This is a genomic window from Psychrobacter sp. GW64-MNA-CIBAN-0177 (genome assembly GCF_040309585.1).
Classification (GTDB): domain Bacteria; phylum Pseudomonadota; class Gammaproteobacteria; order Pseudomonadales; family Moraxellaceae; genus Psychrobacter; species Psychrobacter okhotskensis.
Window position 1 is genome coordinate 1 of sequence record NZ_JBEOOY010000393.1, and the last position, 257, is coordinate 257.

The window sequence follows — 257 nt, forward strand, 5'->3', positions numbered from 1 at the left end:
GGGTAGTTGTGCTGCAATAGACTCTTTAACTTCTTGCATGGCGTCTTTAATTGACAGCATACAGCCTCCGCAAAAAATGATAATGGCGCCGGTAATATTTTTTATGGCATGGAGTTCTGCCAATTTAGTTAATGAGGTAACAACCATATCGCCTCGTTTAATTAATTGCTCTGGGCTTCCCGAAGCTAAATAAATAGTATCGCCAACATGTAGGTTCGAAAATAGCTCTAGCGCCCCATTTTTTGCTACCGCTGGAT

Annotated in this window: 1 protein-coding gene; it reads right to left on the reverse strand. The window is 41.6% G+C overall.

Annotated elements, in window-relative coordinates; translation table 11 throughout:
• A partial coding sequence (locus tag AAEY79_RS15585; protein WP_352289475.1) for an FIST C-terminal domain-containing protein occupies positions 1-257 on the reverse strand: 257 nt, incomplete at both ends.